7 protein-coding genes are annotated in these 6,704 nt (G+C 59.7%); all 7 read right to left on the reverse strand.

The window, feature by feature from the left end:
- Nucleotides 1–718: proline--tRNA ligase (proS, locus tag AC1VS5_RS09315; protein WP_481218448.1), on the reverse strand; the 718-nt coding region annotated here is incomplete at its 3' end.
- 420 nt (nucleotides 719–1,138) lie between these two features.
- A complete protein-coding gene (gene ispG / locus AC1VS5_RS09320; RefSeq protein ID WP_481218449.1) occupies nucleotides 1,139–2,203 on the reverse strand; it encodes a flavodoxin-dependent (E)-4-hydroxy-3-methylbut-2-enyl-diphosphate synthase in 1,065 nt (354 codons plus the stop codon).
- A 16-nt stretch (nucleotides 2,204–2,219) separates the two neighbouring features.
- Nucleotides 2,220–3,587: a M50 family metallopeptidase gene (locus tag AC1VS5_RS09325; protein ID WP_481218450.1), complete on the reverse strand. Its 1,368-nt coding sequence runs from the start codon at nucleotides 3,585–3,587 to the stop codon at nucleotides 2,220–2,222.
- A gap of 12 nt (nucleotides 3,588–3,599) precedes the next feature.
- Nucleotides 3,600–4,778, reverse strand: a complete 1,179-nt coding sequence (dxr, locus tag AC1VS5_RS09330) for a 1-deoxy-D-xylulose-5-phosphate reductoisomerase (protein ID WP_087185586.1) — start codon at nucleotides 4,776–4,778, stop codon at nucleotides 3,600–3,602.
- Nucleotides 4,778–5,644, reverse strand: coding sequence for a phosphatidate cytidylyltransferase (locus tag AC1VS5_RS09335; protein WP_239402013.1), 867 nt, complete (start codon nucleotides 5,642–5,644; stop codon nucleotides 4,778–4,780). Before AC1VS5_RS09335 ends, dxr begins: the two co-directional genes overlap by 1 nt.
- A 1-nt stretch (nucleotide 5,645) precedes the next feature.
- Nucleotides 5,646–6,437 carry an isoprenyl transferase gene (locus tag AC1VS5_RS09340; protein WP_481218452.1) on the reverse strand — a complete coding sequence of 264 codons (792 nt, stop codon included), beginning with the start codon at nucleotides 6,435–6,437 and terminating at the stop codon, nucleotides 5,646–5,648.
- Nucleotides 6,438–6,447: 10 nt separating this feature from the next.
- A partial coding sequence (locus tag AC1VS5_RS09345; RefSeq protein WP_481218451.1) for a ribosome-recycling factor occupies nucleotides 6,448–6,704 on the reverse strand: 257 nt, incomplete at its 5' end.

A 6,704-nucleotide genomic window follows, 5' to 3' on the forward strand; every position in this document is an offset into this window, starting at 1 on the left:
CCTCATCGTCGGCCGCGAAGCCACAGTCACACCAGACGAGCGAGGCCTCGCCGGCGTCGGCAAGTGCCATGTACTCGATGGAGGAGTCTCCGCCGATCTCTCCGGAATCTGCCGCTACAGGCAGCGCCTTGAGCCCGCAGCGCTCGCAGTAACGGGCGTAGGCTCCCTTCATATCCTCATAGACCTCCTGAAGCGATTCCTGGGTGGCGGAGAAGCTGTAGGCATCTTTCATGATGAACTCGCGCCCGCGCATGAGGCCGAAGCGCGGACGCAGCTCGTCGCGGAACTTGTCCTGAATCTGATAAAGGGTCACGGGAAGCTGCTTATAGCTCTTGAGCTCGTTGCGCACGAGGTCCGTGAACGTCTCCTCATGGGTGGGACCAAGGCAGAACGTGCGATCGTGGCGGTCTTCGAGACGCATGAGCTCGGGGCCGTATGCACCGATGCGGCCGGATTCCTCCCAGAGCTCCGCTGGGGTAAGAATGGGGACAAGCATCTCCTGGGCACCGATGGCGTCCATCTCGTCACGGCAGATATCCTCGATCTTGCGGATCGAGCGCCACGCGAGCGGCAGATAGCTATAGAGACCCGAAGCGACCTTGCGAATCATGCCCGCGCGGAGCATGAGCTTATGGCTTGCAAGCTCGGCCTCGGCAGGATCCTCCTTGAGCGTGGGGGCATAGAGCTTTGACATCTTGGCGACACGGGTGCGTGACATGCCATCTCCTTCTACGAGCAAGTTGTTGACCGGTTGATGATACCACGGAGTTGTTACTGCTACATGGGTCCGTCTCAGGGCGGGATTATCTCTTCGCTGGTCCTCACAATTCAGCAGAGCTGAATTGCTGCGGAATCGCTCAGAGATAATCCCGCCCTGAGACGGGGATAGGCAACAACTCAATCTCATAGCCCTCAATGCGCGCTGCTCTCGCGTAGGTAGAAAGCGCATAGCCGCTACGTGCTTCATGTAGGTAGATTATATATTTCTATAGAGGGGGTGAGGGGGAAAGGTGAGTAGAGAAAGCGGGGCGGCCTCGGGATATTTCTTCTGAGCGCTTCCACAGGATTTCAGCGAAAGCTGAAATCCGAGGACCAGCGAAGAAGAAACATCCCGAGGCCGCCCGGGTAGCAACGTTCCTTACAGCTTCTCGATTTCCTCCATGAGCGCGTCAACAATCTGGCTCTCGGGAATCTTGCGCACTGGTTTTCCATGCTTGAAGAGCAGGGCGCTCCCCTTTCCACATGCTACGCCGACATCCGCATCGGATGCCTCACCGGGACCGTTCACCACGCAGCCCATCACAGCGACTGAAATGGGCTTCTCGCACGTGCGGAGGCGCTTCTCAACCTCTTGGGCAATGGGGATGAGGTCAACCTGGGTTCTGCCGCAGGTTGGGCAGGAAACGAGCTCAGGCCCGCGTCGACGAATGCCGAGGCACTGCAGAATGCCCCAGGCTACCGGCGGCTCCTCGGTTGGATCGGCTGTCAGCGAGACGCGAAGGGTGTCGCCGATGCCTTCAGCAAGAAGCACGCCGAGCCCCACGGCGCTCTTTATGGTGCCCTGCTGAACGGTTCCCGCCTCAGTGACTCCAATGTGAAGCGGAATATGAGGAAGCTCACGAGAGAGCGCCCGATAGGTCTCAATCGTCGTTGGCACGCTATGGGCCTTAGCAGAGAGCACGATGTCTTTGAAGCCGCGCGCCTCGAAATGCTCGACAAAGCGGAGCGACGAGGCAACGAGTTTCTCGGGCTGCGTGAGGTCGTCGCGAGATGCAAGGTCCTCTTCTAGCGATCCGGCGTTCACGCCGATGCGAATGGCTGCCCCGGCAGCACCTGCGGCATCGATGACAGCATCAACCTTTTCCCAGGAACCGATATTACCGGGGTTGATTCTCAGCTTCGCCGCGCCGGCGTCAATCGCGGCGATGGCGAGGCGATAATCGAAATGGATGTCGGCGATGATGGGAACCGGAGAGGCATCGCATATCGCTTTGAAGCTGTCGATGGCGGCACGGTTGGGAAGCGTGACGCGAACGACGTCGCAGCCCCCGTCGGCGAGTGCGCGAATCTGGTTGAGCGTGGCCTCGGTATCTGAGGTGGGCGTACAGGTCATCGACTGGACGACCACAGGCGCTCCCCCACCAATCTGCACCGATCCGACCATGACCGGGCGCGTAAGCTCACGCGGAAGCGACGTAGGCATACTCGAAGCCTCCCTGCTACAGAATGAACCGAATGATGTCGTTGCGAAGGACGAAGACGAAGAGCGCGAGGAACAAAGCGACGCCCACATAAGAGATCGCGGACTGCACGTTCAGGGGAACCTCACGCCTCGTGACCGCCTGGATGATCTCGATGATGAGCTTGCCGCCATCGAGCGGTGGAATGGGCAAGAGATTCATCAAGCCGAGCGAGAACGATATCAGGGCGGCGAGCATGAGGAATGTCGTGGGGCCTTGCGCTGCGGCTTGGGCCGACATGACGGATATGCCAACGATCGAGGTTGTGTTTTCGAGCATCTCCATCGTGTGCTGCGGGTTAAAGAGGTCGAGGATGGAGCGCGCGGTTTCCACCACGTAGCTTATCGAGAGGCGCGCGGAATCAACCGGATTGAGCCGTACGACCTGGGTGGGGATGCCGATGCCAAGCATCTCCCCATCTTCGAGCTCGACCGTAGCAGAATGCTGGGCATCGTTTTGAATGAAGGTTATCTCAAAAGAGCCGGTGCCCGCAGCGCCCTGAATTGCGTTGTAGACATCGGTCCAGGTCTGCGTTTCGACGCCGTCGATAGATATGATTTCGTCGCCGGGCATAAGGCCGGCGGACTCTGCGGCGGAGCCAACCTCAACGGATCCGACGATGTTCTCGTCGACGGTGACCTCGACGCCCACGAGCGAATAGATGCTCATGAGCAGCAAAAGCCCTGTGATAAGGTTCACGAGGATGCCGGCGACGAGCATGAAGGCCCGCGGCCAGAAACCTTTCCCACTATACGTGCGGGATTTTTCGAGCTCAAAGAAGGCGTTCTCGTCCATCGGAGGCTGCCAGGGCTCTCCCTCACGCGTGGCATGAGCGCGGTCGAAGCGCCGTCCATCAAATATCGTCGCACCCTTCGCGTCGCGCGAAACCGCGGCGAAGGCCGAGGGATACGAGTCATCGAGATTCGAGTCTTCTGATGCGGTGTCGCGTGCAGGCGCGATAGAACCCCATTCCATGAGCTGCATGCATGCCTCGAGCGCCTCGTCTTCGGAGCAATCGAGTTCCCGGGCGATGTCGCTAAGCGTCGCAGTACCACGACGATGCACAAACGTAAGCACGGCAGGAGCCATAGGGCTGGACGTAGGGTCCATGCCGCAGATCATCGCGTAGCCTCCGAGCAGGATCGGCGTGATACCGAACTTCGTGCCTATGCGCTTCGAGGTATAACTCAAATTAAAACGGCACGGCAGACCCAGGAAGTATTCTGTAACGCGGACTCCGCACGCTCGGGCGGCAAGAAAATGCCCGCCCTCGTGAAGAAATACGAGTGCAGAGAGCAGCAAAAGGCCCCAGAACGCGGTGGTTACCACCTGAACGAGTGTATCCATGTCCTCGCTTTCCTATGAGCGGGCAAGCGCTTTGAGCGCATGGGCAGTAAAGGAGCGCGCCCATGCATCTACATCACGAAGCTGCTCAATCGACTCGGCCTCTTCGCGCACATGCGCGTCGAGCGCGCGCTCAACAAGGCAGGCGATGTCGGTGAACGAGCACTCGTCGTTAAGGAACGCATGCACGGCGACTTCGTTTGCAGCGTTGAGCACGCATGGATACGTACCCCCTTCGATACCGGCGCGCTCGGCGAGGGCGAGGCATCGGAAGGTCTCCATATCCGGTGCGCCGAAGGAGAGTGAGGCGATCTCGCGGAAGTCGACTCGGCTGCATGGCGCATCCCAGCGGTTGGGGTACGAGAAGGCATACTGAATGGGAATTCGCATGTCGGACGCGCCGAGTTGGGCGATAACCGAACCATCCTCGTATTCCACCATCGAGTGGATCTTCGATTCGCGCTGTATAAGCACGGTGATCTGTTCCATGGGTACGCCAAAGAGGTGCATCGCCTCGATGCGCTCAAGGCCCTTGTTCATCAGCGTGGCAGAGTCGATGGTAATCTTCGGACCCATCGACCAGGTCGGATGACGAAGCGCGTCGGCGGCCGTTATACCTGCGAGCTCGTCGTGCGTGCGACCGTAGAACGGTCCACCCGAGCAGGTGAGCCAAATGGCGTGGATGGGGTTGCGCTCCTCCCCCACCAAGCATTGGAAAATCGCGCTATGCTCAGAGTCAACGGGAAGCATCTGGCCTGGCCGCGCAAGCGGCATGAGCACGTCGCCGCCCACCACGAGCGATTCCTTGTTGGCGAGTGCGAGACGCTTTCCGGAGCGTAGCGTCTCATAGCTCGCCGTAAGGCCAGCAGCGCCGACAACGGCATTGAGCACGCAATCCACATCGTCGCGAACAACGATGCGAGCAAGAGCATCCGCGCCGAACAGAAGCTCGGTTCCCTTGGGAAGTTCAGCCAAGATGGGATCCGTTGCATGTGAGGAATCGGTCACGGCAACACAAGCCACATGATGTGTACGAGCAGCGTCTACGAGCTCTTTCGTCTTGCCATGCGCTGAGAGGGCGACGACCTCAAGAAGATCTGAGTGTTGCGCGCAAACATCGAGAGCCTGGCGACCGATTGAACCAGTACATCCAAGAATCGCTACACGAAGCTTGGAATCGTCGGGTTGAGGCATTACAGCACACCTCCGATAACGAGGATCAGTTCTGCCGTTATGCATCCAAAGATGAGGGAATCGCAGCGGTCGAGCATGCCGCCGTGACCGGGTATTAGGTTGCCGGAGTCTTTGACTCCCACACCGCGCTTGAGGCGGGATTCTATGAGGTCGCCGAACACGCCAAGGATGGCAACGGCGATGCCGCATCCAAGCGCGAAGAAGATATTGAGGCGGTAGAAGCCCGTGGCGAACAAGATGAGCCATACGATGATAGACCCTGCAATACCGCCGACGAAACCCTCCCAGGTTTTGTTGGGGCTGATGCGCGGAGCCATCTTATGACGCCCGATTGCGCGGCCGACAAGGTAGGCAAAGGAGTCTGAAACCCAGAGCGATGCACAGACCCCGACCGTGAGGAGCGCTCCCGGAAAGCCCGGAACGGCGTCGCGGAGCAACACGATGGCAGATAGCATGAAACCGGTATACAGCGGCCCCATGAGCGTCGCCGCGACATCGGCAATGCGGGTACGCGGGGAATAGACGTACCAGAGCCCCACGGCCAGGATGAGCAAGAAGATCAACGCCGACAGATACGTGGACTCACCGAGCGCGGCGATGGGAAACAGGAATGCCGCGACATCGCCCAAAAGCTCGTTGGGGATCTTGCCGTCGCGTTTAACCATCTGGAAGAACTCATGACTTGAAAGAACGCTGATGAGCGCAACAAAGACAGCAGTTGATATGGATCCAAAGAGGATGCTGCCGATAAACAGGCCGACGTATACCAAGCCGGAGATAACGCGCGTCACAAGGCCGGTGAACGCGGGAGATGCTTGCGCACCCTCCTGCTCGGCAGGAGCGGAGGAGGAAGGACGGTTGCTCACGCTACGCCTCCTTCTCATGGATGCCGCCGAACCTGCGGTCGCGGCCCTGGAAGGATAGGACAGCATCGAGCAGCTCCCATCGGTTGAAGTCGGGCCAATACGTGCGCGTGATGTAGAACTCGGAATAGGCGGCCTGCCAAAGGAGGTAGTTCGAGAGGCGCAGTTCTCCTGACGTGCGGATGATGAGTTCTGGATCGGGAAGCCCGGCGGTATAGAGCTTGCCCGCAACAGCGGCTTCGTCGATCCGGCTCGGGTCGAGGCGTCCGGCGGCAACATCCTCAGCGAGGAGCCGGGCCGCCCGCGTGAGCTCGGCACGCGCGCCATAGTTCACCGCGAGCGCGAGGACCATGCCGGTGTGCTCGGACGTCTCCTTAAGGCCGTATTCGAAAACCTGGCGGGTGCGCTTGGGGAGGGCGGAGATATCGCCCAGGAAGACCACGCGAACGTTTTCGCGTTTGAGTAACGGCAGTTCATCAACGAACGTCTGCGCGAACAGGTGCATGAGCAGGTTCACTTCCTGCTTGGGGCGCTTCCAGTTCTCCGTGGAGAACGCATAGGCGGAGAGCACCTCAACTCCCAAGCGCACGCAAGCCGTGATGATCTCGCGCAGCGAGACGATACCGGCCTTGTGGCCTTCGCCGCGGCCAAGGCCACGCGAGGTGGCCCAGCGGCCGTTGCCGTCCATGATGCAGGAGATATGGCGGGGAATGCGCGTGCGATCGAGCGCGTCGAGCTCAAGCCCCGCCGGCGGGTTCGCGAAGAAAGTTTCAAACGTTGAGTCGTCGTAATCCACGTTCTGCACGCTAAATCTCCATGACCTCGGCTTCTTTAGCCTTCAGCATCTCATCGATCTTCTTGATATAGGCATCGGTGTGCTTCTGCACCTTAGCCTGCTCGCGACGGACGTCATCCTCGGAAAGCTCTTCGTTCCGCTCGATCTTGCCGTTCTCGTCGCGGCGGATGTTACGGATAGAAACGCGCGCCTGCTCGGCGAGCTCACGGCACTCCTTCACGAGCTCACGACGGCGCTCCTCCGTAGGCGCCGGGAACGGGAGACGCA

The organism is Enorma sp. (assembly GCF_982429025.1).

What these genes read in the sequence shown, in the direction of transcription:
- ispG (WP_481218449.1), bottom strand. Translation starts at nt 2,203, where the DNA reads ATGCCTACGTCGCTTCCGCGTGAGCTTACGCGCCCGGTCATGGTCGGA.
- AC1VS5_RS09325 (WP_481218450.1), bottom strand. Translation starts at nt 3,587, where the DNA reads ATGGATACACTCGTTCAGGTGGTAACCACCGCGTTCTGGGGCCTTTTG.
- dxr (WP_087185586.1), bottom strand. Translation starts at nt 4,778, where the DNA reads ATGCCTCAACCCGACGATTCCAAGCTTCGTGTAGCGATTCTTGGATGT.